23 protein-coding genes are annotated in these 23,777 nt (G+C 69.4%); 12 read left to right on the forward strand and 11 right to left on the reverse strand.

What is annotated here, in order from left to right; translation table 11 throughout:
• Positions 1 to 176: IS3 family transposase (locus tag GAK38_RS15900; protein WP_325345865.1), on the forward strand; the 176-nt coding region annotated here is incomplete at its 5' end.
• Positions 177 to 284: 108 nt separating this feature from the next.
• Here the strand turns inward: GAK38_RS15900 and GAK38_RS15905 are convergent.
• From GAK38_RS15905 to GAK38_RS15945, 9 genes are all read right to left on the reverse strand, one after another.
• Positions 285 to 1,244, reverse strand: coding sequence for an FAD-binding oxidoreductase (locus GAK38_RS15905; protein WP_325345786.1), 960 nt, complete (start codon positions 1,242 to 1,244; stop codon positions 285 to 287).
• Positions 1,245 to 1,336: 92 nt separating this feature from the next.
• Positions 1,337 to 1,507, reverse strand: a complete 171-nt coding sequence (locus GAK38_RS15910; protein WP_443089231.1) for a sugar transferase — start codon at positions 1,505 to 1,507, stop codon at positions 1,337 to 1,339.
• Positions 1,456 to 2,055: a sugar transferase gene (locus GAK38_RS15915; RefSeq protein WP_325345790.1), complete on the reverse strand. Its 600-nt coding sequence runs from the start codon at positions 2,053 to 2,055 to the stop codon at positions 1,456 to 1,458. Before GAK38_RS15915 ends, GAK38_RS15910 begins: the two co-directional genes overlap by 52 nt.
• Positions 2,048 to 2,428 (reverse strand): GNVR domain-containing protein, encoded by a 381-nt coding sequence (locus GAK38_RS15920; protein ID WP_325345792.1) that lies wholly within the window; start codon positions 2,426 to 2,428, stop codon positions 2,048 to 2,050. Before GAK38_RS15920 ends, GAK38_RS15915 begins: the two co-directional genes overlap by 8 nt.
• Complete coding sequence (locus tag GAK38_RS15925) at positions 2,352 to 3,245, reverse strand: Wzz/FepE/Etk N-terminal domain-containing protein (protein ID WP_325345794.1); 894 nt, start codon at positions 3,243 to 3,245, stop codon at positions 2,352 to 2,354. Before GAK38_RS15925 ends, GAK38_RS15920 begins: the two co-directional genes overlap by 77 nt.
• A gap of 2 nt (positions 3,246 to 3,247) precedes the next feature.
• Positions 3,248 to 5,287, reverse strand: a complete 2,040-nt coding sequence (locus GAK38_RS15930) for an SLBB domain-containing protein (protein ID WP_325345795.1) — start codon at positions 5,285 to 5,287, stop codon at positions 3,248 to 3,250.
• Between the two features lie 1,250 nt (positions 5,288 to 6,537).
• Positions 6,538 to 7,182, reverse strand: coding sequence for an SPOR domain-containing protein (locus tag GAK38_RS15935; RefSeq protein WP_325345797.1), 645 nt, complete (start codon positions 7,180 to 7,182; stop codon positions 6,538 to 6,540).
• Positions 7,183 to 7,197: 15 nt separating this feature from the next.
• Entirely contained in the window at positions 7,198 to 8,031 is an 834-nt protein-coding gene (locus tag GAK38_RS15940) for a biotin--[acetyl-CoA-carboxylase] ligase (protein WP_325345799.1), read from the reverse strand.
• Positions 8,028 to 8,525: an SET domain-containing protein gene (locus GAK38_RS15945; protein ID WP_325345801.1), complete on the reverse strand. Its 498-nt coding sequence runs from the start codon at positions 8,523 to 8,525 to the stop codon at positions 8,028 to 8,030. Before GAK38_RS15945 ends, GAK38_RS15940 begins: the two co-directional genes overlap by 4 nt.
• A gap of 120 nt (positions 8,526 to 8,645) precedes the next feature.
• Here GAK38_RS15945 and GAK38_RS15950 point away from each other — a divergent pair, with 120 nt between their 5' ends.
• The 11 genes from GAK38_RS15950 (at position 8,646) to GAK38_RS16000 (ending at position 21,200) form a co-directional block, all read left to right on the forward strand.
• Positions 8,646 to 11,585 (forward strand): DNA topoisomerase III, encoded by a 2,940-nt coding sequence (locus GAK38_RS15950; RefSeq protein WP_325345803.1) that lies wholly within the window; start codon positions 8,646 to 8,648, stop codon positions 11,583 to 11,585.
• 7 nt (positions 11,586 to 11,592) lie between these two features.
• Entirely contained in the window at positions 11,593 to 12,291 is a 699-nt protein-coding gene (locus GAK38_RS15955; protein WP_325345805.1) for a GNAT family N-acetyltransferase, read from the forward strand.
• A gap of 181 nt (positions 12,292 to 12,472) precedes the next feature.
• A complete protein-coding gene (locus tag GAK38_RS15960; RefSeq protein ID WP_325345807.1) occupies positions 12,473 to 12,952 on the forward strand; it encodes a carboxymuconolactone decarboxylase family protein in 480 nt (159 codons plus the stop codon).
• A 122-nt stretch (positions 12,953 to 13,074) separates the two neighbouring features.
• On the forward strand, positions 13,075 to 13,839 hold the full coding sequence (locus GAK38_RS15965; RefSeq protein ID WP_325345809.1) for a GntR family transcriptional regulator: 765 nt from the start codon (positions 13,075 to 13,077) through the stop codon (positions 13,837 to 13,839).
• An 11-nt stretch (positions 13,840 to 13,850) separates the two neighbouring features.
• Entirely contained in the window at positions 13,851 to 15,572 is a 1,722-nt protein-coding gene (locus tag GAK38_RS15970; RefSeq protein ID WP_325345811.1) for a fumarate reductase/succinate dehydrogenase flavoprotein subunit, read from the forward strand.
• Between the two features lie 26 nt (positions 15,573 to 15,598).
• Positions 15,599 to 15,832, forward strand: coding sequence for a 4Fe-4S dicluster domain-containing protein (locus GAK38_RS15975; RefSeq protein WP_325345813.1), 234 nt, complete (start codon positions 15,599 to 15,601; stop codon positions 15,830 to 15,832).
• A gap of 34 nt (positions 15,833 to 15,866) precedes the next feature.
• Positions 15,867 to 17,300 carry an ABC transporter substrate-binding protein gene (locus tag GAK38_RS15980; protein WP_325345815.1) on the forward strand — a complete coding sequence of 478 codons (1,434 nt, stop codon included), beginning with the start codon at positions 15,867 to 15,869 and terminating at the stop codon, positions 17,298 to 17,300.
• 21 nt (positions 17,301 to 17,321) lie between these two features.
• Positions 17,322 to 18,149, forward strand: a complete 828-nt coding sequence (locus GAK38_RS15985; protein ID WP_325345817.1) for an ABC transporter permease — start codon at positions 17,322 to 17,324, stop codon at positions 18,147 to 18,149.
• Complete coding sequence (locus GAK38_RS15990) at positions 18,146 to 18,994, forward strand: ABC transporter ATP-binding protein (RefSeq protein WP_325345819.1); 849 nt, start codon at positions 18,146 to 18,148, stop codon at positions 18,992 to 18,994. The genes GAK38_RS15985 and GAK38_RS15990 overlap by 4 nt, the downstream gene beginning before the upstream one ends.
• Before the next feature lie 9 nt (positions 18,995 to 19,003).
• Complete coding sequence (locus GAK38_RS15995) at positions 19,004 to 20,002, forward strand: amidase family protein (protein ID WP_325345821.1); 999 nt, start codon at positions 19,004 to 19,006, stop codon at positions 20,000 to 20,002.
• A 232-nt stretch (positions 20,003 to 20,234) separates the two neighbouring features.
• Positions 20,235 to 21,200 carry a HEAT repeat domain-containing protein gene (locus GAK38_RS16000; RefSeq protein ID WP_325345823.1) on the forward strand — a complete coding sequence of 322 codons (966 nt, stop codon included), beginning with the start codon at positions 20,235 to 20,237 and terminating at the stop codon, positions 21,198 to 21,200.
• A 73-nt stretch (positions 21,201 to 21,273) separates the two neighbouring features.
• Here GAK38_RS16000 and pdxR read toward each other — a convergent pair whose 3' ends face one another.
• The gene (gene pdxR, locus GAK38_RS16005) at positions 21,274 to 22,719 is read right to left on the reverse strand and encodes a MocR-like pyridoxine biosynthesis transcription factor PdxR (RefSeq protein WP_325345825.1); all 1,446 of its coding nucleotides are present in this window, start codon (positions 22,717 to 22,719) and stop codon (positions 21,274 to 21,276) included.
• A 42-nt stretch (positions 22,720 to 22,761) separates the two neighbouring features.
• Positions 22,762 to 23,661, reverse strand: coding sequence for a gamma-glutamyl-gamma-aminobutyrate hydrolase family protein (locus tag GAK38_RS16010; RefSeq protein ID WP_325345827.1), 900 nt, complete (start codon positions 23,659 to 23,661; stop codon positions 22,762 to 22,764).
• Positions 23,662 to 23,777 lie beyond the last annotated feature (116 nt).

Consider the following 23,777-nt stretch of genomic DNA (forward strand, 5'->3'; position numbering starts at 1 on the left):
TGAAGACGGCCTGCGTCCATGGTCAACGGTTTGCCACACGCGAGCAGGCACGCCAGGCGGTCATGGACTGGATCGCCTTCTACAACCATTCGCGGCTACATTCGGCGTTGGGCTACCTCAGCCCCATGCAGTTCGAACAACGCTGGTTGGCGACGCAGCGCAAATCTGCCGCTTGATGACCGGGCTATGCACTCCGGTTTTCAGGGGCAACCTCACTTCGCTCAGGCGTGTGCCCAAGCCACCGGCTAGGATGACTGCTTTCATTGTTTGCCTAGATTTCGATATCAATGCGCGGATGAGCTGACGAATGCGTCGGAGAAGAAGCGCCGATTTGGCAGGCCTGCACCTTCCAGCACAGTGGAAGCGTCGGCGATCATAGTCATCGAGCCACAGGCGTAGACGGCTGAGCTATCGAATGTTTGCCGGTCTGCCAGCAGGGCGTGCTGCACATAGCCCCTGGCGCCGCTCCAGCTATTGTCGGCCCGGGAAAGTACGGGGACGAAGCGGAACGCGGCACCTGCCGGAGCGGAGGGTCGGCGATAGAGATCGGCCGGCGTTCGTCCGCCCCAGTAGAGCGTGATGGAACGCGGTTGTTCGGAGAGTTCGCGCGCCGTGAGGGCGGCGAGCATGGCCTGCACAGGCGCGTAGCCCGTGCCCGTGGCCATGAAGACCAGGTCGAGCCCTGCCACGTCGCGCAGATAGAAGCTGCCTTTGGGACCGTCGAGCCGCAGGAGGTCACCAGCCCTGGCTTGCTCGAACCAGTACCGGCTGAGTGCCCCGCCCGGAACGCGCCGGACGTGAAGCTCGACCTTACCCGAAGCATCGGGTGCATTGGCGATGGAATAGCTCCGGCGTATCCCGCCCGGACCGATGACATCGGCGTACTGCCCTGCCAGATAGAGGGGCGCGCCGTTCGGCGGAAACCGCAGTGTCACACGCATCACGTCCGGCGCAAGCAGTTCGAGTCCGTCGATGCGGCAGGGCGTAGTGCGCGCGGGATAGTTGGCCAGGATGCTGACGTCTTCAGTATCGAGTTGCAGTTCGCTGTCGGCGGCCGCAAAGGTGCAGGTGAGAATCCAGCCCTGCACCTTCTCGGCGACACTCAGACTCTCGTCACTGCCGAGTCGCTGCGTCTGTCCCTGGATGACGCGGCACTTGCAGGCACCGCATCTGCCGGTTCGGCAACTATGCTGGAGCACGACGCCCGCGCTGCGCGCTGCGCGCTGCATCGAGAATCGACACATCGTTTGCGGCCTCGAACGCCCGGCCGTTGGCAAGATGCACCAGCGTCATGACAGGATCGGCCAGGCGAAGCTCTGTGAACGAACGGGCGGCATCAGTAGGAGCCATCCCTGTGGAGTACCACTGCTACTGTGCGCCACAGCAACCGCAAATCGTTGGTGATCGTCCAGTGATGCACGTAGTGGGCGTCCAGCGCCACACGCTCCGCATAGCTCAGATTCGATCGGCCGCTGACCTGCCAAAGCCCCGTGATTCCGGGCCGCATGCTGGTGTAGAGCGGCGCATGCAGGCCGTAGCGCTCGTCCAGTTCGCGGCGCACGACGGGGCGCGTGGGCCGACGAGGCGCATGTCGCCGCGCAGCACATTCCAAAATTGTGGCAGTTCGTCCAGGCTGGTCTTGCGGATGAAATGGCCGAAGCGCGTGATGCGGGGGTCGTTGCGGAGTTTGTGTGTTTCCTCCCACTCCTTGCGCAGCGCGAGGTCCGATGCCAGCAGTTCGGCAAGCACTCTGTCGCCGTCCACGACCATCGAGCGGAATTTCAGGCAGGCGAATTCCTTGCCGTTCTTCCCGATGCGCGTGTGCCGGTAGATGGCGGGGCGGCCGGTGGTGAGCAGCACCATCCACCAGACGGCGATGTAGAGCCAGCCGAGGCGGAGGAAGAACGACAGCGCGCCGACGATGTCCACAGTGCGCTTGACTGCCAACGCCCACTGCGCCCGAGAGGCCGCAGCCGTCGGCAGCGCCAGATCCGCAGAGGGGAAGGTCGTTGCTTCCTTGGCCGGACCGGATGTATGCTGAGACTTTTCAGGCACGGGCTACCACTCCTCGCAATGCTTGTCGGAGCCGCGCGAGTTTGCCGGCGACTACTGGGTCTTCGTCACTGCTGACGTTGCGCAGCGCATGGCGGATGAAGACGAAGACCAAGAGCAGGAAACCTGCCGCGACCGTGGCAATGATGGCGATGACCGCTTTCCTCGGTTTGGACTTGCGCTCTGGCGGCGTTGCTGCGTCTACGGTCTGGATGACCGCGCCTTCCTTGCTTTCGTCCACCTTGGCCACCTCGAACTGCCGGGCGAACAGGTCGAAGAGCGTTTCCTGATACTTGAATTCACGGAATTTGGCGATGTAGTCGTTGCCGCCGGCCGCCGGCCGCAGGCTGTTCGCGCTCGGCCTTGGCAAGTTCACTGCGCAGTGCAGCGAGTTCCGCCTGGGCCTGCCGGACTTCCGGCGCGGAACCGGTCAGGTAGCTTCGCATGGAGGCCAGCTTTACTTCCTGTGCTGTGACCTGGGCGCGCAGCCGGGCCGGGCCTTCGAGCGCGGTCGTCGGGTTGGTGTTGAGCGCGTTGACGCTAACGCCGCTGGCAGCCAGGGCCTGCTGGGCTGCGGTGAGCCGGCCCTTGGTCTCGTTCAACTGCTTCTCGAAGAACACGCGGCGCTGCTGCGCCTCGGTCACCGCGAGGCGGTTGAGCAGATGTCCCAACTCCTCGATATAGGCGTTGGCGACCCTGGCGGCGAATTCCGGATCCTTGTCGTCGAACGTGATCGTGATCAGCCCGTCCTTGCCGCCGCTGATGCGGCTGCTCCTTTCCAGAACCTTGCGGGCGTCTTGCCGGTACTTCTCGCCGTAGCGCTCCAGCAGGCCGAACCGCTCGACGAGCGCGTCTTCGACGGTGGTTGACTTGAGCAGGGCGACGTACTGGTCAGTCGGGTTCTTCAGCCCTGACGCCGCGCCCGCCAAGCCGCCAATGGTGCCGAGCGACTGCAGCATGCTCGCAGCCATGCTCTGCTGCTGCTGCGGAGGCAGGAAGGTAGCCTCGGCGGTGTAGGTGGGCGGGATCAGGAACGCGATGCCCAGTGCCACCAGGCCTGCCAGGATCGGCCCGACGATGAGCAACCGCAGGTTCTCGGCAATGACCAGCAGCACGTCGAGGATGCTGATCTCGTCTTCGTCCGCTGCTTCTGTAGGCGTGTGAGCCGACGGGTTGTCGATATAAGAGACCATCGTCACAGATCCTTGATGACCTTGATGGCCGCGACGCCCAGGCCGAACTGCGAAAGAATCTGCGTCCAGTCCTTGAGTTGCCGGGCGACGAAGTTGCGCGTGGTCTCGCGGTCGAGCTTCTCGGGCACGACCAGCGTGTCGCCCGGCATCAACGCCAGGCTGTCGAAGCCGCCACCGAAGAATCCGCCACGGCTGTCGCGGCGCGTGATGATGCTGCCATCGGCCCGCAGCACGAACATCTGATCGCGGTCCGCTTCCTCACGCAGGCCGGCCGACTGTGCCACTTCAGCCACGGTGCGGCTTGGGCGGTAGATGAAGACGTTTTCATTGTTGACGGCGCCCACGGCAGAGACGAAGCCCGGCGTGGAGGGGACGACGATGTGGTCGCCGTCTTCGAGCGGCAGGTCGGGCAGGGCGGCAACGGTCTGCTGGCGCGGGTCGAGTTCCAGGGCGATGCGGCCGTCGCTGCGCATCTTGCGCAGCGCCTCGATCTGGCTGCGGCCCAGCGCCTGCTGCTGCTGCAGGATGATGGCTTGGCTGGCGGAATCGGTCGTCGGGTGGTTGGCGACTTGGTAGAGGATCTGGCTCTGCTGTTGCGACTCCAGGCGGCGGATCAGCTGTTCCAGGTTTTCCTGCTGCTTCTTGCGCACCGCTTCGCGGTCGAGCGCGGTGCCGAACACATAGGCCTGCGGTGTGAGGCCGCCCACGCGCTCGATGAGCTGGCGCAGCGTCTCGCCGGGCTGTATTTCGTAAAGGCCGGCGGCCGCGACTTCCCCTTCGAGGCGGACCAGCCGGGTCTGGCGAAGCGCGGGCAGTTGCAGATCCTTCTGGCTCAGCACGGTGACTACGTCGCCCTGCTGCAGGGGCAGGTTCTGCGTTTCGTCGCCCTGCAGCAGCCGGCCGAGGTTGAAGGGAACGATCTGGGTGCGCAGCTGGTCGCGGTCGAGCCGCTCGATCACGGCATAGTCCCAGTTGATCTGGTCGACCATGGTGCGCACGCGGTTTGTCAACGCGCCGCCAGCGCCCCTGGTCGAGCCCGCATCGTTGGTTTCGACGCTCTGCACCAGCAGGTTCTTGCGCTGGAAGTAGTCCGAGGTGATGAGCGCTTCGCGCTCGGGGATCAGGTCGCGCAGCTTCATGCCCGGGAACCAGCGGTAGCGCAGCGGTGCGGCCACGTTGCCCTGCAGCGTGACGGCGTTGGCGAAGGCGGGGCTGATGGGCAGCAGGGTCACGATGTCGCCATCGCGCAGCGGCTGGCGCAGGCCCTGGCCGTCGAGGGCGATGTCCTGCACCTGGCGCGCAGGCGTCTGGCTGGGGTCGACGCGTTCGAGCAGCGCCTTGCGCGGGGTGGCCAGCGTGGGTACGCCGCCGCTCAGCGCCAGCACGTCGTTGAGCGTGGTCGCCTTGTCCTTGAGTTCGTAGATCGCGGCTTGGTCGAGTGCACCGGTGATGGCGACCTGTGGGCCGACCGGCGGGATGACGATCACGTCGCCGGGTTGCAGCGCGGTGTCGCCGCTCTTGTCGCCGCTGCCGATGAAGTTGTAGAGGTCGAGGGTGGTGACGTGCCTGCCGCCGCGCTTGAGCTCGATGCGGCGCATGCTGCCGTTGGCGTTCGGGCCGCCACTGGCGAACAGGGCGTTGACCAGGGTGCTCAGGCTCGAAAGCGTATAGGTGCCGGGCCGCTGGGCCTGGCCAACCACGTAGACCTGGATGGTGCGCAGCCGGCCAAGGTTGGCATTGAGCTCGAAGTTGGCGAAGGTGCGGCCGAGCTGGCTGCGCAGCGCCGATTCCACGTCGCGCACGCGCACGCCAGCGAGATTGACGGTGCCTGCGCGCGGGATCGTGACCTGGCCGTTGCGGTCGATGGTGAGCGAGCCGTCGTAGTCCACGCCGCCCCAGACCTGCAGCCGCACTTCGTCGCCGGGGCCAAGGACGTAGTCGGCCGGCGCAGGTGAGGACGCGTCGGGCACGAAGGTGACCTCAGGCGCGTTGAAGAGTTCGCTGCCGTACAGGGGCAGCAGCTTGCCGGTGGCCTGTTGCACGAACTGCTGGAACTGGCTCGGCGGGCGCTGCGGGCGTTCTTCTCGGCCGCCCGGTTGTTTGGAGCCCGGATTCTTCGCTACCCTGCTTTGGGCGTCGGAGTCTTCGCCCCTTCTTGCGCCATCAAGCGAGCGTGCATTGCCGCTGCGGTCGAGCGACCGCGCCGAATTGTCCAGCCGGTTGCCCTGCGCTGAGGGTGCGCCGTTGGTGTTGCCGGTTTGGCCGGTTTGGCCGGTTTGGCCGGTTTGGCCGGTTTGGCCGGTTGCATCCGCCGCGCCTGATGTGTCGCCGGTATTGCTGCGGCCACTGCCGCTGGTCGTGGCGGCCGGCGATGCCGCCGTGCCTCCGCCGGAAGTGCTCGTCGAGAAGCCCGAGCCGGTCGATCCGAAGCCTTGGATGGCGGTCTGTGCGTAGACAGGTGCCATCGCGTTGGATACGAGGAGCGCTGTGGCGATGGCGCTTGCCGGAAGGCGGTGGCGTGATGTTCGAAACAGGCTCGAGGTCATTGCAATGAAATGGCGGACGAAAGGAAAAGACAAATGAATCTCGGGCCGGACGCGCGGCTAACGGTGCCGGCTGAGATCAAGGGCGGGAGAAAAGGGCCGGACACGGCGGCACAGGTACGTATGGCACGTGGGCGCCAGGACTGCCATCCAAAGCTAATTCGCAGAGGTGCATGGTCACTGGTGAGGTCAGCGGGGTCCGGAGCGCGGCAGGCCGCGTGGCGTCCTGCTGTCGCCCGCTATGGCGGATGGCTGCCGCGGTAGCACTGGGCTGGCAGAGGCAAAAAAGCGAAGGGCCGAATATGGACACATAACCAGTGACTTTTACTCGGCGCCGCGTGCCACGGCGCCGAAAATTGTAACTGCTTGAGAAAAGTATCCTGAATGTGCAGCGGATGTCATCGGGCCGGTTTACGTGCGAGATTTGGCATCCTTGGATAGTGCAAAAAACCCTGGCTGTACCAACGGCGCGTTTGCGATTGGCTGCATCGCAACGGTGGCGTCCGTCGGAACACGGGGTAGCGCGCCCTCGGGGGCGCGATGAAAACGGCTGCGATAGCCGTCACAAAAGTGTTGCGTGATTGCGACATTTCCAGCGCACAGTGATGGATGGCTTTCGGAGATGCGGATTTGAAGCGTCGGCCGCCCTTGACCGCAACGCTTCCTTCACCGTCGCCGACATCACGGTCGATCCCGTGGGGCAATGTGCAGGTTGGAGGGCTGGTGCGCGGCTACCCCCGGGCTCCGGTTCAGCCGCAGACCGACAGCATGCGGCCGGCCAGCGCCGGCCGCAGCGCGTCGAGCTGCGTGCGCAGCGCCTCGTCCACCGCCGGCAGGCGCAGCGTGTAGCCGGCCGTCTCGGGCCGCTCCTGCACCACGCGGGCGGTGCGCACGCCGCGCTGGGCCAAGCTGTTCAATGCCTGCTGGGCCTCGGCCTGGGAGCCGAAGCCGCCGAGCGACAGGCCGGGCTCCAGCGCTGGATTGGCCAGCGGCTCGAAGGCCACGTGGCGCGCGCGCAGCTCGGCGCGCTTGCGGGCTACGTCGCCCGCGTCGGCATAGCGGCCCATGTAGACGATCCATCGGGCCGGCACGGTGCTGGCGTCCAGGCTCCAGCGCCCGGGCGGCAGCGCGGCCGCGGCGGCGGAGCGCAGCGCCTCGGCCTGGCGCGCGTCGGTGAAGACGCCGGCCTGCAGGCATTCGGTGCCCGGCGCCGGGGCGGCGGCCGGCAGCTCGTTCGGCCGCAGCACGCGCAGCGCCGCGGGCCGCACCTGGTGTTCGAGCCGCTGCGGCTCGGCCTGCACCGCCGGGCCCAGCGTGGCGCCGAACAGGCCCTCGCCCCAGGCCCAGTAGGCCAGGTTGGCCAGCAGCAGCAGGATGGCGACGGCGCGCAGCATCGGATCGGCGCCGCGTCAGCGTGCCGCGGCGGCGGGCCGCACGCTGACTTCGGCGCTGGTCACCTCAACCATGCCCTCGGGGGTATGTACCAGCAGCGCGCCGTCATTGCCCACGCCGTGGCAGGTACCCCCCCGTCCATCGCTGAGCGTCACGGTGCGGTCGCGCAGCACGTCGCGCGCGGCGAAGCGTTCGCAAAACGGGCCAAAGCCGAATTGGCCGAAGGCCAGCACCGCCTGCACCAGCGGCGCGGCCACGCGCAGCAGCGCCGCGGATGCGTCGAGGCCGGCGTCGATCTCCTGCAGGCTGGCGGCGGGCGTGCGCAGTTCCTCGCCTACGGTCGAGGAGGGCTGCGCGTTGACGCCCACGCCGACCACAGCATAGCGCTGTGCCGCCGGATCGGCGCCGCCAGCGAGGCTGGCGGTCTCGACCAGGATGCCGCCGAGCTTGCGGTCGCCCGCGGGGCCGCAGACCCAGAGGTCGTTGGGCCACTTGAGGCCGATGCGCGGCGCGCCGGCCGCAGGCCGCGGCTGCAGTCCTTCAGCCACGGCCACGCCCACGGCCAGCGACAGCCCGGCCCAGCCGGCCGCGGGTGCCAGCGGCAGGCCCAGCGAGAACGTGAGCGACGCGCCCGCCGCGCCATGCCAGGTGCGGCCGAGGCGGCCGCGGCCGGCGGTCTGCTGCTCGGCCACGAGCAGCACCGGGTCGGCCTGGCCGGCACGTGCGCGGCGCATCAGCTCGGTGCTGGTGGAATCGATCTCGGGCAGGATCTCGACCGAGAAGCCCGGCAGCCGGGGCGACACCGCCTCCCAGATCGCCTCGGCGGGCCAGCGGACCGGCGCCGCGGTCATTGGGGCGGCCTCCAGCCGCGCTTGGGGGCGAGGAGGGTGCCGCGGCAGTTCCTGCTGCCGCACCAGCAGGGGTACGCGGCCTTGAGCTTCTTCGTGTAGCGCTCCTCGATGATCAGGCCGTAGTCGTAGTTGAGTTCCTCGCCCGCGCGGATGTTGCGGCGCGCGCGGATGAAGATGCGGCCGTCCTGCTCGTCGGTCCAGCAGTTGGGGTCGCAGGAATGGTTGATCCAGCGCGAGGAGTTGCCGCCGTGGTTGGCGTCGATGACCCGGTCTTCGTCCACGTGGAAGTAGAAGGTGTGGTTCGGGTCGTCGGGGTCGTGCGGATGGCGGCGCTGCGCCTCCTGCCAGCTGATGATCTCGCCGACGTATTCGATGATGGTCTCGCCCTCGGCGATGTCCTGCACCGCGAACACGCCCTTGCCGTGGACGCCCGAGCGGCGAGTCTGGATGCGGCGGCCGGGCAGCGCGGCCGGCGGGCGGGATCGGGTGGGCATGGGTCGGAGCGGCGAAGCGAAAACCTGATAACTTGGAATGTGCACACACGCGAGGGCGCGCGCATGCGCGTGCGAACCGCGGCATTGTATGAACAACGCAGAGAAACGAGTCCCCCATCCATGAGCAGCAAGACTTTGGTGATTGCGGAGAAGCCTTCGGTCGCGCAGGACATCATGCGCGCGCTGACGCCCGTGGCCGGCCGCTTCGACAAGCACGACGAGTATTTCGAGAGCGAGCGCTACGTGGTGACGAGCGCCGTCGGCCACCTGGTGGAGATTCAGGCGCCGGAGGAGTTCGACGTCAAGCGCGGCAAGTGGAGCTTCGCCCACCTGCCGGTGATCCCGCCGCACTTCGACCTGAAGCCGGTGGACAAGACCAGGACGCGCCTGAACGCCGTGGTGCGCCTGGCCAGGCGCAAGGACGTCACGGCCCTGATCAACGCCTGCGACGCGGGCCGCGAGGGCGAACTCATCTTCCGGCTGATCGAGCAGTACGCCGGCGGCGGCAAGCCCCTGGGCAAGCCGGTGCAGCGGCTGTGGCTGCAGTCGATGACGCCGCAGGCCATCCGCGAAGGTTTCGAGCGCCTGCGCAGCGACCAGCAGATGCAGGGCCTGGCCGACGCCGCGCGCAGTCGCTCCGAGGCCGACTGGCTCGTCGGCATCAACGGCACGCGCGCGATGACCGCCTTCAACTCGCGCGACGGCGGCTTCTTCCTCACCACCGTGGGGCGGGTGCAGACGCCCACGCTCTCGATCGTGGTGGAGCGCGAGGAGAAGATCCGCAAGTTCGTGAGCCGCGACTACTGGGAGGTGCATGCCACCTTCCTGGCCGAGGCCGGCGAATACGCGGGCAAGTGGTTCGACCCGAAGTTCCGCAGGCCCCCGCCCGGCCCCGACGGCCAGCCGGACCCGGAACTGCGGCCCGACCGCCTCTGGAATCTGCGCGAAGCCATCGCCATCGCCGAAGCGGTGCGCGGCCGCGCCGCCAGCGTGAGCGAGGAAAGCAAGCCCTCGACCCAGCTCTCGCCCGCGCTGTTCGACCTGACCTCGCTGCAGCGCGAGGCCAACAGCCGCTTCGGCTTCTCGGCCAAGACCACGCTCGCGCTGGCGCAGAGCCTCTACGAGCGCCACAAGGCGCTGACCTATCCGCGGACCGACTCGCGCCACCTGCCCGAGGACTACCTGCCGGTGACGAAGCAGACGCTCGGCGCGCTGGCCGGCAGCGGCCTGCGCCACCTCGCGCCGTTCGCGCAGCAGGCGCTCGACGGCAACTACGTCAAGCCCAACAAGCGCATCTTCGACAACGCCAAGGTCAGCGACCACTTCGCCATCATCCCGACGCTTCAGCCCCCCGCGGGACTGTCGGAGGCCGAGCAGCGGCTCTACGACTTCGTGGTGCGGCGCTTTCTCTCCGTCTTCTTCCCCGCGGCGGAGTATCAGGTCACCACGCGCATCAGCACGGTGGCACACGGGGGTACCTCCCACAGTTTCCGCAGCGATGGCAAGGTGCTGGTCAAGCCTGGCTGGCTCGCCATCTACGGCCGCGAGGCGGCCGACGAGGAGGCCGCGGCCGAAGGCAAGGGGGATGGAAAGGACAAGCGCCTCGTGCCCGTGCGCCCCGAGGAGGTCGTGCGCACCGAGCATGCCGAGGCCAAGGGGCTCAAGACCCGCCCGCCAGCGCGCTTCTCCGAAGCCACGCTGCTGGGCGCCATGGAGGGCGCGGGCAAGGCCATCGACGACGACGAGCTGCGCGAGGCCATGCAGGAGAAGGGCCTGGGCACGCCGGCCACGCGCGCGGCCATCATCGAAGGGCTGCTGACCGAGAAGTACATGCTGCGCGAAGGCCGCGAGCTGATTCCCACGGCCAAGGCCTTCCAGCTCATGACGCTGCTGCGCGGCCTGGGCGTCGAAGAACTCTCCCGGCCGCAGCTGACCGGCGAATGGGAATACAAGCTCGCCCAGATGGAAAATGGCGCGCTGAGCCGCCAGGCGTTCATGGCGCAGATCGCGCAGATGACCGAGCACATCGTCAAGAAGGCCAAGGAGTACGACCGCGACACCGTGCCCGGCGACTACGCCACGCTGGCCACGCCGTGCCCCAACTGCGGCGGCATCGTGCGCGAGAACTACCGCAGGTACGCCTGCACCGGCAAGGACGGCGCCAGCGGCTGCGGCTTCTCGTTCGGCAAGTCGCCCGCCGGCCGCACCTTCGAAGTGGCCGAGGCCGAAGCCTTCCTGCGCGACCGCCGCATCGGCCCGCTGGAGGGCTTCCGCAGCAAGGCCGGCTGGCCGTTCACCGCCGAGATCGCACTCGTGCAGGACGACGAGGCGCCCGGCCGCTACAAGCTGGAGTTCGACTTCGGCGACGAGAAGGACGCGGCCGACCCGGGCGAACTGGTCGACTTCAGCGGGCAGGAGCCGCTCGGCCCATCGCCGGCCGACGACGGCCAGGTCTATGAGCACGGCAGCTACTACGTGAGCGAGCGCGCCGTGCCCACGGTGCAGCATCCCACGCCCACGAGCAGCTTCAAGATCGGCAAGGTCATTCTGCAGCAGCCGATCAGCCGCGAGCAGGTCGCCAAGCTGCTGGCCACCGGCAAGACCGACCTGCTCGACAAGTTCATCTCCAACAAGACGCGCCGCGCGTTCAAGGCCTACCTGGTCTGGGACGCGGCGGCCGGCAAGGTCAACTTCGAATTCGAGCCGCGCGAGGGCAAGAGCAAGTTCCCGCCGCGCAAGACGGCGGCCGCCGCTGCTGCGCCCGCGAAGAAGGCCGCGGCGGCGAAGAAGGCGCCCGCAGCCAAGAAGGCCGCCGCCCCGCGCAAGCCGGCCACCGGCAACCTGAAGCCGAGCCCGGCGCTGGCGGCGGTGATCGGCGACGGCCCGTTCGCCCGCACCGAGGTCGTCAAGAAGCTCTGGGGCTACATCAAGGCCCAGGGCCTGCAGGACGCGAAGGACAAGCGGACCATCAACGCCGACGGCAAGCTGGCGCCGGTGTTTGGCAAGCCGCAGGCGACGATGTTCGAGCTGGCGGGGATCGTGGGCAAGCACCTGGGCTGACCTACGCATGGCGCTGCTGGCCATCCGCCGCCTGCGGCAGGGCGACCTTGACGCCCTGCTCGCGCTCTACACCCACCTGCATGCGCAGGACGACCCGCTGCCGGCGCGCAGCGTGGTCGAGGGCGTGTGGCGCGAGCTGCTGGCCGATGCGCGGCAGCAGTGCCTGGGCGGCTTCGACGGCGATGCGCTCGTGGCGAGCTGCAAGCTGGTCGTGGTGCCCAACCTCACGCGTGGCTGCCGGCCCTATGCGCTGGTGGAGAACGTGGTCACGCATGCCGGCCACCGCGGGCAGGGCCACGGGCATGCGCTGCTGGCCCATGCGCTGGCCCTGGCCTGGGAGCGGGTGCTACAAGGCGATGCTGATGACCGGCCGGCAGGACGAGGCCGCGCTGCGCTTCTACGAGACCGCCGGGTTCGACCGGCACGGCAGGCAGGCCTTCATCGCCCGGCCGCCCGCGCGCAATTCGTGACAGACCGCCGGGCCGGCCGCGCCTACAGTCAGCGCATGGCTTGGCTTCTTTCCCCGCTGTTCCGCCGTCTTGCCGCCGTCGTGCTGGCGGGTGGCGCCGCGCTGCTGGCGGCCGGTTGTGCCTCCGAAGGCGGCGCGCGCAGTTCCAGCGATGGCTACGGCAGCGGCAGCGGTGTCGAGGTGTTCGGCACGATCGACGCCGGTGTCAGCAGCCACGGGCGCAGCGGGATTCGCTGATCTGGTACTCCCAGGGTAACTGATCCATAGCGCCCGCCGTCTGGGCGCTGCCGGGAGTTGAGTGAGGGAGTATGTGCGCTGGTCCGATATGGACCAGTCGGAAACACCGATCTTGGCCCTGGGTCGCCCGGCCAGGCGTTCGCAAGAATGGCGGCATTCCAACCCTCCAAGGAAGCCGGCCATGCGCCAACGTCTCGACTACGTCGCGTCCTCCCCCGACGCCGCCCGCAAGTACCTCGAATTCAGCCAGCTGCTGTACGGCAAGCCCTTCCTGGCCGAGGTCGGCCACCTGGTCACGCTGCGCGCCTCGCAGCTCAACGGCTGCGCCTTCTGCGTGGACATGCATGTGAAGGAAGCGCGCATCCACGGCGAGCGCGAACTGCGCCTGCACCATGTGGTCGTCTGGCGCGAATCGCCGCTGTTCACGCCGCGCGAACGCGCCGTGCTCGAATGGACCGAGACCCTGACCCGCCTCGGTCCGAACGGTGTGGCGGACGACATCTTCACCCGCGTGCGCGAACAACTGTCCGAAGAGGACTTGGCCGACCTGTCCTTCCTGGTCGTCGCCATCAACGGCTGGAACCGCCTCGGCGTCGCTTTCCAGGCCGTGCCGGGCTCCAGGGACAAGCTCTACGGTCTGGACAAGTCCGGCCTGGCCTGAACCGCTGGGCCGATGTGCCCGTGTTTTTCGCATAAGAAAGCACGATTTCTGTATTTTCCATGGAGATGTTCGCCGTTTCGTCTCCCGCCGTGACATGACCTGTCATGACAGGAAGACCCGCAATGCCCCTCTCCCCGACCCAGAAGACCGCCGAGCCTTCGGCCCTGCCGCTGCACGCCCAGGTGCGCGAGCGCCTGCGCGAACGCATCCTCGACGGCACCTATGTGCCGCATGCGCAGCTGCCCTCCGAGAGCGAACTCGGCGCGCTGTTCTCGGCCAGCCGCATCACCGTGCGTCAGGCGCTGTCCGACCTGCAGCGCGAGAACCTTATCTTCAAGATCCCCGGCAAGGGCACCTTCGTCTCCAAGCCCAAGGCCTTCCAGCAGCTGTCGCAGCTCGAAGGCTTCGCCGAAGCGCTCAACCGCATGGGCTACGAGGTGCGCAACCGTGTCATGAGCCACAAGACGGTGCCGGCCTCGGCGCGCGTCGCCCGCAAGCTGGGCGTGGCGGTGGGCGAGCCGGTGGCGCAGATCAAGCGCGTGCGCTGCATCAACCGCGCGCCGGTCTCGTATGAAGTCACCTACCTGCCGCATGCCATCGGCGAGAGGCTGCGCCAGGAGGACCTGGCCGGGCGCGACATCTTCCTGATCCTGGAGAACGACTACGGCATCCCGCTCGGCCATGCCGATCTGCAGATCGACGCGACCCTGGCCGACGACGCCCTGTCGCATGCGCTCGACATCGAGGAAGGCACGGCGCTGCTGCGCATCGAGCGCCTGACCCACACCGCCGCCGGCGCGCCGCTGGACTTCGAGGATCTGTACTTCCGCGGCGACGCCTTCCAGTACCGCCTGCGCATCGCCCGCACGCCGGGCCGGGAAGCCTGACGGAGCTCGGCATGGACATCATCGAACGCACTGTCGACGTGCTCGTCATCGGCGGCGGCACCGCCGGCCCGATGGCCGCGGCCAAGGCCAAGGAGGCCGATCCGCGTCTCGACGTATTGCTGCTGGAGAAGGCCAACGTCAAGCGCAGCGGCGCCATCTCGATGGGCATGGACGGGCTGAACAACGCCGTGGTGCCCGGCTTTGCTACGCCAGAGCAGTATGTCAAGGAGATCACGATCGCCAACGACGGCATCGTGAACCAGGCGACCGTCCTGGCCTATGCGCGCAACAGCTTTTCGATGATCGAGGAACTGGACCGCTGGGGCGTCAAGTTCGAGAAGGACGAGACCGGCGACTACGCCATGCGCAAGGTGCACCACATGGGCACCTATGTGCTGCCCATGCCCGAGGGCCACAACGTCAAAGCCGTGCTGTACCGGCGCCTGAAGCGCCTGCGCGTGGAAATGTCGCAGCGCCTGGTGGCCACGCGGCTGCTCACCGCGGCCGACGGCAGCATCGCGGGCGCGATGGCCTTCGACTGCCGCACAGCGGAGTTCCACGTGGTGCGCGCCAAGGCCGTGGTGCTGGCCACCGGCGCGGCCGGGCGGCTGGGGCTGCCGGCATCGGGCTACCTGTTCGGCACGTATGAAAATCCGACCAACGCGGGCGACGGCTACAGCATGGCCTACCACGCGGGTGCGGAACTGTCGGGCATCGAATGCTTCCAGATCAACCCGCTGATCAAGGACTACAACGGCCCGGCCTGTGCCTACGTGACCGGCCCGTTCGGCGGCCACACCACCAACAACCAGGGCCAGCGCTTCATCGAGTGCGACTACTGGAGCGGGCAGATGATGCTGGAGTTCTACAACGAACTGCAGGGAGGCAACGGCCCGGTGTTCCTCAAGCTCGACCACCTGGCCGAGGAGACCATCGCCACCATCGAGCAGATCCTGCACACCAACGAGCGCCCGAGCCGCGGCCGCTTCCACGCCAGGCGCGGCACCGACTACCGCGAGCAGATGGTGGAGATGCATCTCTCCGAGATCGGCCTGTGCAGCGGCCATTCGGCCTCGGGCGTCTGGGTCGACGAGCACGCGCAAACCACCGTGCCCGGCCTCTATGCCGCAGGTGACTTGGCCTGCGTGCCGCACAACTACATGCTTGGCGCCTTCGTCTACGGCCGCCTGGCCGGCGAGAGCGCCGCGCGGCGCTGCGCCGAGGCCGCGCTGCCCGCGGCGGATGCGGAGCAGGTCGCGCGCGAGCATGCCCGCGTCTCGGCGCCGCTCGGCCGCAGCGAAGGCCTGCCGCCGAACCAGGTCGAATACAAGCTGCGCCGCCTGGTCAACGACTATCTCCAGCCGCCCAAGGTGACGCGCAAGATGGAGATCGGCCTCGACCGCTTCGCGCAGATCCGCGAGGACCTCGACCGCATCGCCGCGCCCGGCCCGCACGAGCTGCTGCGCGCACTGGAGGTGCATGCGATCCGCGACTGCGCCGAGATGGCCGCACGCGCCTCGCTGTTCCGCACCGAGAGCCGCTGGGGCCTCTACCACTACCGCGTGGACCATCCCGCGCGCAACGCCGCCGACTGGTTCTGCCATGTCCAGCTGCACAAGCGTGCCGACGGCGCGATGGCCTGTTTCAAGCGCCCGGTCGCACCCTACCTGGTGCCGGTCGCCGAGCGTGAGATGGACGCCTACCACCACCTGCGCACCGCTGCGCCGGCCTGACACCGAAGAAGAACGAGGACTGCCCCATGCCCCTGGCCCTCCAGCCCACCAGCGTGCCGGTGCGCGTGGACCCGGACAAGTGCATCGCCCACAAGGGCTGCACGATCTGCGTCGACGTCTGCCCGCTCGATGTGCTCGCCATCGACGCCCGCGAAGGCAAGGCCTACATGAAGTACGACGAGTGCTGGTACTGCCTGCCCTGCGAGAAGGACTGCCCCACCGGGGCGATCACGGTCGACATCCCCTACCTGCTGCGCTGAATCCCTTTCTTTCAACCACGACCCTGGAGGAACCATGACAAGAACCACGAGAAGGCGCGCCCTTGCGCTGTCCACCGCCGCGCTGGGCCTGGCCGCCGGCCTGCCGGCAGTCCGCGCCCAGGGCGGCGAGAATATCCGCATCGCCATCGGCACGCAGGACACGACCATCAACTGCGCCACCGGCGGCCTGCTGATCCGCGAACTCAAGCTGCTCGAGAAGTACCTGCCGCGCGAGGGCCGCTACAAGGACGCGAGCTACGACATCCAGTGGAAGAATTTCACCTCGGGCGCACCGCTGACCAACGAGATGGTGGCCGACAAGCTCGACATCGGCTCGATGGCCGACTTTCCCGGCGCCAACAACGGCGCGGCCTTCCTCAAGGCCGGCAGGCGCAGCGTCTTCTTCACCGTGCTGTCGGGCAGCACCGGCGGCAGCGGCAACGGCATCGTCGTGCCGCTGCAGTCGAGCGTGACCTCGCTGTCGGAGCTCAAGGGGCGCACGATCTCGGTGCCCTTCGCCTCCACCGCCCACGGCATGCTGCTGCGCGCCGTCGCGGCCCAGGGCTGGGACCCGCGCAAGGACGTCAACATCATCACCCAGGCGCCCGAGGTGGCCGGCCCGGCGCTGCAAGCCAACAAGATCGAGGCCCATGCCGACTTCGTGCCGTTCTCCGAGCTGTTCGAGCACCGCGGCTTCGCCCGCAAGATCTACGACGGCTCGCAGGCCGAGGCGCCGACCTACCACGGCACGCTGGCCAACGCGGCCTATGCAGAGAAGCATCCGGAGATCATTGTCGCCTTCCTGCGCGCGGCCATCGAGGCCGACCGCCTGTTCGCCGCCGAGCCTGAGAAGTACAGCGAGCTGATCGAGAAGGTCACCGGCATCGAGGCCGCGATCAACTACCTCTACCACGGCCCCCTGGGCCTGCAGACCCGCGACCTGACCTGGAAGCCCGAGTACCGCAAGGCGCTGGCCACGTCGATCGACACCCTCAAGCTGCTGGGGCGCGAGGCGCCGCTCGACGCGCAGACCTTCATCGACGACCGTTACGTGCGCGCCGCCTTCAAGCAGTCCGGCCTCGACTACCAGGCGCGCCTGGCCAACTACGACAGGCTGCCGCTCAAAGCGAACGACGCGGTGACGGGCAGGCCCATCGCCGACTTCCGGCGCGTGGCCGGCATCTGGGTGCAGGGCGAGCCCAAGGTGCGCCACTACGCCGCCATCGAAGGCGCGCTGGTCGACCTGCGCCGCATCGAGCAGTCGGGCGCCAAGGTGCGCGCGGTGTACGTGCACGATCTGATCCACCGCATCAAGCTGCTGGCGCCCACCACCTGGTATGCGCAGGACGCCAAGGGCCAGCTCAGCGCCTTCCTGCAGAAGGACGCGGCCGTCGGCTATGCCAACGCGAACAAGGGCCGCGTGCTCGACTTCGCCGGCGCGCGCACCGCCGTCCAGGCCGCGGCCTGAGCCCGGCAGCGGAGCTCCACCATGTCCTCGCTGCCATTGCCGGCCGCCGGCCGGGCCCGCCGCGTGCGCGAAGCCTCGCCGCACATCCTGCGGGGTGCCGCAGCTGTGCTGGCCTGCGTGCTGGCATGGCATCTGCTGTCCACGCGCCATGCCAACCTGGGCCTGGTGACCTTTGCCAACGTGCCGCCGCCCGGCGAGGTGCTGGAGTCGGCCTGGGCCTTCGCGCGGTCGCCCAAGCTCTGGCCGCACCTGGCCAGCAGCCTCCAGCGCGTGGGCCTGGGCTTCGGCCTGGCGGCTTTGGCCGGCATCGTGCTGGGCCTGCTGATCGGGCGGCTGCGCTGGGCGCGCGACGTCCTGCTGCCGCCGCTGGAGGTGCTGCGGCCAATCCCTGCGGTCGCCTGGATACCGCTGGCGATCCTGATGTTTCCTTCGTCCGAAGGCAGCATGGTCTTCATCACCTTCGTCGGGGCGCTTTTCCCGATCCTGCTGTCCACCATCCACGGCGTGGAGGCGGTGGACCCGCGACTCGTCGCCTCGGCGCGCAGCCTGGGCACGCGGCGCTGGCGGCTCTTCACCGAGGTGATCGCGCCCGGCGCGCTGCCCGGCATCGTCACCGGGCTGTCCATTGGCATGGGCACCTGCTGGTTCTGCCTGGTCACGGCCGAGATGATCGCCGGCCAGTACGGCATCGGCTACCACACCTGGGAGGCCTACACGATCCAGAACTATGCCGACATCGTCGTCGGCATGCTGGTCATCGGCCTGCTCGGCATGGGCAGCAGCGCGCTGATCCGCGCCGCCGGCCGCCGGCTCACGCCGTGGTACCGGCCGCAGGGGGCCGGGCGATGAGCAATGCCATCGTCGACGGCGGCCGCATCGGCATCGAGGACGTGGCAATCACGCTGGGCGGCGCGCTGGTGCTGCACCAGCAGGAAGCACTGGAGATACCGGCCGGCGAGTTCGTCTGCCTGCTCGGCCCCTCGGGCTGCGGCAAGTCCACGCTGCTCGGTGCCCTGGCCGGCCACCTCGCGCCGGGCCGCGGCCGGCTCACCCTGGACGGCCGGCCTATCGACGGCCCGGACCCGGAGCGCGGCCTCGTCTTCCAGCACCACACGCTGTTCCCGTGGAAGCGCGTGCTGGCCAACGTGGCCTTCGGCCTGAAGATGAAGGGCGTGCCGCGCGCGCAGCGCGAACGGCAGGCACGTGAACTGCTGCGGCTCGTCGGCCTGGAGGGGCAGGAGTCGCGCTATCCGGGCGAGCTGTCGGGCGGCATGCAGCAGCGCGTGGAGATCGCGCGCGTGCTCATCAACCATCCGCGCGTGCTGCTCATGGACGAGCCCTTCGGTGCGCTCGACGCGCTCACCCGAGTGCGCATGCAGCAGCTGCTGCTGGACGTGTGGGCACGGGTGCGCACCACTGTGGTCTTCGTCACCCACGACATCGACGAGGCGCTGTTCCTCGCCGACCGGGTGCTGGTGATGGGCCCGCGCCCCGGCCGCATCATCGAGAACCTGCGCCCCGGCTTTGCCCGCCCGCGCGGTGCCGAGCTGGTGACCGATCCGCAGTTCGTCGCCCTCAAACGCCACTGCCTGGGCCTGCTGCATCCGCATGCCGAAGGCGCGGTACGCAACGAGCGTCTCACGCCGCTCGGCGGCACCGCGGTGCCGGGCGGGCAACTGCGCTTCGCGCTCTGAGACCACGCGATGACCGGCATCGGCCTGAACTTCGCGACGCTGCGTGCGGCCTATGCGGCCGGCACGCTCACCCCGTCGGCCGTGGTGGACGTGGTATACGACCGCGTGCAGGCGCGCGGCGACGACCACGTCTGGCTGCATCTCCTTCCGCGCGAAGCGGCGCTGCGCCGGGCGCGCGACATCGAGCGCCGCAAGGCCGCGGGCGAGGCCCTGCCGCTCTACGGCCTGCCCGATGGCGTGAAGGACAACATCGACATCGCCGGCCTGCCCACCACGGCCGGCTGCGCGGCTTTCGCATACGTGCCGCAGCACAGCGCGGCCGTGGCCGAGCGATTGGACGCCGCGGGCGCGCTGCTGATCGGCAAGCAGAACCTCGACCAGTTCGCCACCGGCCTGGTCGGCATCCGCAGCCCCGGAGGCTTCTGCCGCAATGCCTTCAGCGACGACGACGTGCCTGTGAATCGAGATCCGGCTCGGCCGTCGCTGTGCGGCGGGCTTGGTGTCATTCTCGATCGGTTCCGACACCGGCGGCTCGGGCCGGGCGCCGACGGCCTGCAACAACATCGTCGGGCTCAAGCCCACGCCGGGCATCGTCAGCACCTTTGGCTTCGTCCACTGCCACCGCAGCTTCGATGTCGCGCCCGTGTTCGCGCTCACGGTGGACGACGCCTACGACGTGCTGTCGGTGCTGTGGGCCCCGATCCGCGCGACGCCTATTCGCGGGCCGAGGCACTGCTGCCGGCTGCGGCATCGCCTCCACGCCATTTCGTGTTCGGCGTGCCGTTGGCGCAGCAGCGCGAGTTCTTCGGCGACGTGCTAGCCGAGCGCCAGTACGGCCGCGCGCTCGACCATCTTCAGGTCCTCGGCGGCGTGCCGCATCCGGTGGACCTCGCACCCTTCCTCGAAGCCGGCGCACTGCTGTTCGGCAGCGCACTGGTGCCCGAGCGCCGCCTGCGCTACGGCGCATCAGCCTGGGCACGGCGCTGTTGCTCGTGGCCTCGGAGCTGACCGGTGCCGAGTACGGCATGGGCTACCTGATCCAGATGTCGCAGCAGGTGTTCCGCGTGGACCACATGTTCGTCGGCTTGCTCACGCTCGGTTGCTTGGCTTCCTGGCCGACCTGCTGTTCGAGCGCGGCCTGCGCGCGGCGCTGCCCTGGTACGGTGCCGAAGGCGCGGCTGCGCGCCGCTTCCGGCCGGAACGCTGACCGGCCGTTTCCTTTTTCTCGGTTTCTCCATCCATGCCTTCTTCGCACGCCGCCGGCGAATCCATCCTTCCTTCCGACCCGCGTCTGCAATCACCCGACCCCGAGGTGCGGCGCATCGCCGTGCTGCAGATCGCCGACGAGGCCGACCCCGACCAGGCGCCGCTGCTGGTGGCGGCGCTGCGCGATCCGGCCGCCGCGGTGCGCGCGGCCGCGGCCGAGGGCCTGCTCGGCATCGAAACCGGGGAGGCCGTGGCCGGCCTCGCGGCGCTGCTCGACGATGCGGATGCCGAAGCGCGCGCGGCCGCCGCCCACACGCTGAGCGAGCTCAAGCAGCCGGCCAGCGCGGCCTGGCTGCTGCCGTTCGCGTCCGATGGACCGGCGCACGTGCGGGCGGCCGTGCTGCGGGCGCTGCGCGAGCTGCGCGTGGCCGACGCGGCGGCGCCTGCGCTGGATGCGCTGGCCACGCCCGATGCCGCCCTGCGCCGCGAGGCCGTCGGCGTGCTGGGCTACCTGCGGCATGCGCCGGCGCTGCCTGCACTGGCGGCCCTGGCCACCGCCGACCCGGCCGACGAGGTGCGCCGCGCGGCCGTGGGCGCTCTGGCCTTCGCCACGGGCGATGCCGCCGCCGCAGCCGCGGTACAGGCCGCGCTGGCCGATGCGGCCTGGGCGGTGCGCGAGGAGGCGGCCACCGCGCTCGGCAAGCTGGCCGAGCCCCGGGCCGGCGACGCGCTCGTGCGCTCGCTGGACGACGCCTACTGGCAGGTGCGCCTGCGCGCCGCGCGCAGCCTGGGTCGCCTGCGCTTCGCGGCGGCCGTGCCGGCGCTGCTGCGGGCGCTGGACCACACGATCAGCAACCTGCGCAAGGAGGCCGCGCTGGCGCTCGGCGAGATCGGCAACCCGGCGGCGCTGCCCGCGCTGGAGCGGGCGGCGCAGGACCCCGACCCGGAAGTGCGCAAGTTGGCACGCCTGGCAATCGGGCAGCTCGGCATCGGCAAATGAATACCCCGGGGTGACTGCCATGGAGCGCCTCTGATATGCGCGCCAGCGGCTGGATGGGGCGGGGGTATGCAGCCTAGAGCGACGCTCGGATCAACGCGCCCAGCCGCTCCGCCAGCGCCGGATCGGTGCAGTTGGTGAAGCTCGCGAGGATCGCTGCGTCGCCGCGGCCCGACGCCCACCAGCGCGACATCGGCTGCACCGCCATGCCGTGGGCCAGCAGCCGCTCGGCCAGCGGCACGTCGGTGCGCTCGCCCGGCAGCCGCACGACCAGGTGCATGCCGCCGGGCTGGGGCGCGGCTTGCAGGCGCGCGCCCGGGCCGCGCTCCAGCGCGGCGAGCGTAGCGGCGCGGCGCTCGGCATAGAGCCGGCGCATGCGCTGGATGTGGCGGGAGAAATGCCCCTCGGCCATGAAGCCGGCGACGACGGACTGCGTGCCCGCCGGCGCGGCTGCGGCGAAGAACACATGGTGGACGCGCTCGAAGATGGCCACCTGCGCGTCCGGCACCACCAGGTAGGCCAGCCGGATGCCCGGGAACAGCACCTGGCTGAAGCTGCCCGCATGGAGCACGCGGCCGTGGCGGTCCAGGCTCGCCAGCGCCGGCAGCGGCCGGCTGGCGTAGCGGTATTCGCCGTCGTAGTCGTCCTCCAGCACCCAGGCGCCGCGCGCGGCGGCCCAGTCCAGCAGCGCCTGCCGGCGCGGCAGCGACAACGACATCGACAGCGGGCTCTGGTGCGCCGGCGTGACGGCGGCGAGCCGGGCGTCGGGCGCCAGCGCGATGCCGCGCTCCACGTCCAGCCCGTGCGCGTCGACCGGCACCGGCACGGTGTCCAGGCCCATGGCCTGCAGCAGCTGGCGCGTGGGCGGATAGCCCGGGTCCTCGACCCAGGCCCGGTCGCCCGCGTGCAGCAGCGCCAGCGCGGCCAGCTGCACGTTGCTGCGGTGGCCGGTGGTGACGAAGACCTGGTGCGCGCCGCAGTCGATGCCGCGCGCCACCTGCAGGTACGACGCGATGGCGCTGCGCAGCGCCGGCAGGCCGTGCGGCGCGGGATAGTCCAGGTCGGCCGCCTGCATGCCGCGCAGGTAGCGCGCGCCCAGCCGCGCCCAGAGCTTGCGCGGGAAGGCGTCGAGCGCCGGCACGCCCATCTGGAAGGGCAGCAGCTGCGCAGGCCGCGACAGCAGCGCGTGCGGGTCGCCGGTCCGCGGGGCCGGGCCGGGCGGAGGGGGCGATGTGGCGGCGGCGGCAGGCTGCAGGGCCGGGTGGACGACGGTGCCCGCCTGGCCGCGCGCCAGCAGGTAGCCCTCGGAGGCCAGCAGTTCGTAGGCCACCTCGATGGTGCCGCAGGCCACGCCCAGCTCCCTGGACAGCGCGCGGGCCGAGGGCAGCCGGTCGCCGGGTGCCAGCGTGCCGGCGCCGACGGCGGCGCGCACCCGGTCGTAGAGCTGGCGGTACAGCGGTGCGCCGCCCTGCGGGACCAGCGGCGCAAAGGCGTCCGCCGGGGCGGGAGCGTCAGCAGTCATGGCCTGGTGCGGAGGTCTGTTTTCGCTCCAGGTCATTGTGTGTCAGCGCCGCAGCAGCAGCGCCTGGCGCAGCAGCCGCGCCGCCCGGTCGCGGATGCGGAACGGGCTGTGCCCCGGCCGCGGCCGCACCTTGGCGCGGGCGCAGGCGGCCAGGAAGTCCTGCAGGATGGCGGTGTCATCGAAGCCTCCGCCGCTGCCCGCCCGGTGGAATTCGGGGTGCCACTGCGTGGCCGCGATGTAGCCGCGGCCCCGGTGCGCCCGGCGCCGGATCGCCTCGGGCACCGCGTCGGGATAGCTCCAGGCTTCGACGACGAAGTCCGGCGCCAGCGCCTTGATGCCCTGGTGGTGGATGCTGTTGACCGTGGTGCGCTCCATGCCGGGGTACATCTGCGCCAGCCGCGTGCCGGGCACGATGTCGATCTCGTGGAAGTGCTGGTCGTAGGCCGCGGCGTTGCGGTGCTGCTGCGCGTTCGGATGCTGCGTCTCGATGTCCTGATAGAGCGTGCCGCCGAAGGCCACGTTGATCAGCTGCAGCCCGCGGCAGACGCCGAAGATCGGCTTGCCGGCCTGCTCGAAGGCCTCGACCACGGCCAGGTCGTAGAGGTCGCGCACCCGGTCGCCGAGCCAGGCGTCCTTCAGCGGCGCTTCGCCGTAGCTGCCGGGCCAGACGTCGGCGCCGCCGTGCATGACCACGCCGTCGAGCCATTCGGCGTAGTGGCCCAGCGTGACGTCGCCGCGCGCCGTCTCGCCGGTGGGGCAGGGCACCATCACCACCATCGCGCCGGCCGACATGATCCAGTGCGCGATCGACTGTTCCACGTACTGCAGCGTCTTGTTGGTGAACAGCGGGCGCGACGGGTCGGCGTGCTGGAAGCAGGCCGACAGGCCGATCTTGAGGCGCGGGCCGGCGCCGGTGGCGAGGTTCTTGGCAGGATGCTTCATGGCACGGTGCCGCCACGGCACACATGCGCGGGCAGCGCGGAAAGACATGGATTCTTTTGTAGCACCTGGACCATGGCAGAGGTGTAGGAATGTGACGCGCGGCGGCGCGAACGGTG

Origin of the sequence: Xylophilus sp. (genome assembly GCA_009914555.1) — a bacterium.
GTDB lineage: Bacteria > Pseudomonadota > Gammaproteobacteria > Burkholderiales > Burkholderiaceae_C > WNDY01.